Origin of the sequence: Aeromonas sp. 602658 (assembly GCF_049173005.1) — a bacterium.
Taxonomy (GTDB): Bacteria; Pseudomonadota; Gammaproteobacteria; order Enterobacterales; family Aeromonadaceae; genus Aeromonas; species Aeromonas veronii_A.
Window position 1 is genome coordinate 1 of sequence record NZ_JAAKRF010000063.1, and the last position, 2,930, is coordinate 2,930.

The window sequence follows — 2,930 nt, forward strand, 5'->3', positions numbered from 1 at the left end:
CATAACTGGCCACCCACTCGCCCCTTGGAAAACAGATAGACCCCGGGTTCATCAGGAAAATCTCTCCCTCCTGGCGCAGCACAGGCACATGGGTATGACCGCTGATGAACAGGCTCCCTGCTGGCAGGGGCACGTTGCCGGACTCATAGAGATGACCGTGGCTGACAAACCAACGCCGCCCATCCACCAGTAGCTGGTTGTAGGGCGCCGTGTTGACATCCTCCCCCACCTTAGCGCTTCGCGTCACAGGAGGGGGATTCCCATTACTGGGTGATAGCTGCTCGCGCAGTACCGGGTTCCTGCTTCATCGGGCGGCCTGATTGCACCACGCCTCCACAGGCTAAAACGGCGTGTCCCGCCGCTAAAATATTGCGAGCGCCGTTCACATCGGCGTTCGCCTCATAACCACACGCAGCGCATTTAAACTGGCTTTGCGTCTGGCGGTTATCCTTCGCAGTATGCCCACAACAGGCGCACTGCTGGCTGGTGTAGGCCGGGTTTATCGCCAACACCTGACCGCCTCGCCATGCCTGCTTATATTCGAGCTGGCGGCGCAGCTCAAACCAGCCCTGATCTAATATCGAACGATTCAGCCCTGATTTTGCCCGGACGTTGCGCCCCGGCTGGCTGGTCGTGCCCGCTGCTGATTTTGACATGCTGGCAACCTTCAAATCCTCAATGACGATCATCGCGTGGTTTTTGCTGATAGTCGTTGTGACCTTGTGAAGGTAATCGCGGCGGGTATTGGCGATATGTGAGTGCAGCCGCTGGATCTTGGCTTTTTGTTTCTTCCAGTTGCTGCTGAACTTTACCTTTTTGCTCAACTGGCGTTGGAGCCTTGCCAGCTTGGTCTGATTGGTTTTGAAGCTGTTGACGGGCTCAAACACCGTGCCATCTGACAGGGTTGCGAGCTTGGCGATCCCCGCATCCAGCCCGACCATTGAGCCGGAGGGGTGAATTGGCTCGGACGTCTCCTGCTCGACCTGAAAGGAGATATACCAGTGCCCGGCTGCTTGGCTGACGGTCGCGTTTTTAATTTTCCCTTCAACTGGCTGGGACTGACGGAACTTGACCCACGCCAGCCCGGCAGGCAGCTTCACGCGACCCTTTTCAAGGCGGCAATACTTGTCGAAGTTGACGAACCGGATAGCGTCGCGGTTGTCGCTTTTTTTCTTGAATACGGGTGCCTTGGCGGCGAGTTTCTTATCAAAGCAGCGCATCCACGCGCCATGCAAATCCTTGAGCTTCTGCTGGAGGTTGTCGGTATATGCCTCGGCCAGAAAGGCCATTTCTGGGTCTTTCTTCCAACTGGTGAGCATCCTGTTCAGCTCAAAGGCAGAAGGCAGTTTTTCGCCAGCATCCAGAATGCGTTTGGTTTCTGCCAGCCCGTGATTCCAGACATAACGAGCACAACCGCCCAACTGGCGCAGGCGTTGCGCTTGTTGTTCGGTCGGTTCGAGTCGGAATTTGTAGGCTTTCAGAATTTGCATTTAGCGCTCAGTGTGTAGCATTATTGCCATATCTATTAAGCCCGATTGAGTGACAGAATGCAATTCACTAAAATTAATAAATCACGCCATGCGGCCTACGCTTTGCACGTACATTTGGTGTTTATCACCAAGTATCGAAAGCCGATATTGGGGGATCTGCATCACGCCTCCTTCAGTCAGTGTGCGGCAGAGGTTTGCAGAGATTTTGGTGCGGAACTGAAAGAGTGTGACGGAGAGGCTGATCATGTTCACATGCTGATAGAGTACGCGCCAACGGTGCAGCTATCGGTACTGGTGAACTCGTTAAAGGCGGTCACATCAAGGCGACTGCGTAATGAATTTCTGGACTTGAGAGGTGCTTACAGCAAACCCGTACTCTGGTCACGCTCTTACTTTGCGGGCTCTTGCGGCGGAGCACCGTTGGAGGTGATCAAGCAATACATTCAAAACCAGCGGGGCTGACGCCCCGGCGAAATTCCCCTCCCACCTACGTCGGAGGGAGTCCCCTTTCGCATTTAAGATGGCGACGATGGTCAGGGTCACCACCATACCGATCTCGGGCCCCACCCCCAGGCTCCAGGCCCGCACCCAGGCCGCCAGCGCGATGGCGGCCGAGATGAGCAGACCGGTGGAGATCTCCTTTTTCAGCACGGTGCCGAGGTTTTTCAGGCTCACCTCCCCCACCGCCATGGCACGCACTATGGTGGTGGTGATCTGGGTACCGCTGTTGCCACCGGTACCGATGAGGAGCGGGATGAAGAAGGCCAGGGCGATGGCCGCCTCCAGCTGCTCTTCAAAGGCCCGCAGCACGGTGCCTGTGTAGGCTTCCGCCACGAACAGGATCAGCAGCCAGCCCACCCGCTTGCGCCACAACTGCCAGGGGGTGGCCTGCAGATAGGGGGTATCCAGCGGCGAGGAGCCCCCTTGCAGCTCCGCATCCTCGGTGGACTCCAGCTCCAGGATGTCGGCGGCATCGTCCACGTGGAAGACCCCCACCAGACGCCCCTGATCTTCCACCGGCAGGAGCGAGAGGTCGCGGTCAATGAGCAGGCGGGCCGCCAGCTCCTGATCCGCCCGGGCGTTGATGCGCACCGCCTCCCCCTCCATCAGGTCCCCTACCGGCAGCAGAGGATCGGCGATCAGCAACGACTTGAGGGAGACGCTGCCAAGCAGGCGCTGCTCGCCGTCAACCACATAGAGATGACCGAACAGCCTGGCCTGATCCCAGGCCCCGTGGATCAGCTGCTTGGCGCTTTCCACCGTCGCATCGGCCTCCACTGCCAGGTATTCGTGGCGCATGTTGGCCCCCACCGACTCGTTCGGCCAGGCCAGCAGGGACTGGAAGGCTTTGCGGGTGGGGTCCGGCAGCCGGACGATCAGAGTCTTGCGATCGTGCTCGTCGAGCCTGCGCAGGATGGCCAGCAGGTCCCGACGGGCCAG

The 2,930-nt window shown here is 58.5% G+C and carries 3 protein-coding genes and 1 pseudogene; 1 reads left to right on the forward strand and 3 read right to left on the reverse strand.

The window, feature by feature from the left end; genetic code table 11:
* Nucleotides 1-211 (reverse strand): annotated as a pseudogene (locus G5253_RS20405) (metallophosphoesterase family protein); the annotation flags it as partial.
* 52 nt (nt 212-263) lie between these two features.
* The gene (locus G5253_RS20410) at nt 264-1,490 is read right to left on the reverse strand and encodes an RNA-guided endonuclease InsQ/TnpB family protein (RefSeq protein ID WP_102948631.1); all 1,227 of its coding nucleotides are present in this window, start codon (nt 1,488-1,490) and stop codon (nt 264-266) included.
* Nucleotides 1,491-1,547: 57 nt separating this feature from the next.
* Between G5253_RS20410 and tnpA the strand changes: the two genes are divergently transcribed.
* A complete protein-coding gene (tnpA, locus tag G5253_RS20415) occupies nt 1,548-1,952 on the forward strand; it encodes an IS200/IS605-like element ISAs26 family transposase (RefSeq protein ID WP_041211383.1) in 405 nt (134 codons plus the stop codon).
* Here tnpA and G5253_RS20420 read toward each other — a convergent pair.
* Nucleotides 1,872-2,930 (reverse strand): magnesium transporter (locus G5253_RS20420; RefSeq protein WP_421204163.1); only part of this gene is annotated, 1,059 nt, incomplete at its 5' end. The genes tnpA and G5253_RS20420 overlap by 81 nt on opposite strands.

Coding starts and splice junctions, on each gene's coding strand:
- G5253_RS20410 (WP_102948631.1), bottom strand. CDS start 1,490: ATGCAAATTCTGAAAGCCTACAAATTCCGACTCGAACCGACCGAACAA.
- tnpA (WP_041211383.1), top strand. CDS start 1,548: ATGCAATTCACTAAAATTAATAAATCACGCCATGCGGCCTACGCTTTG.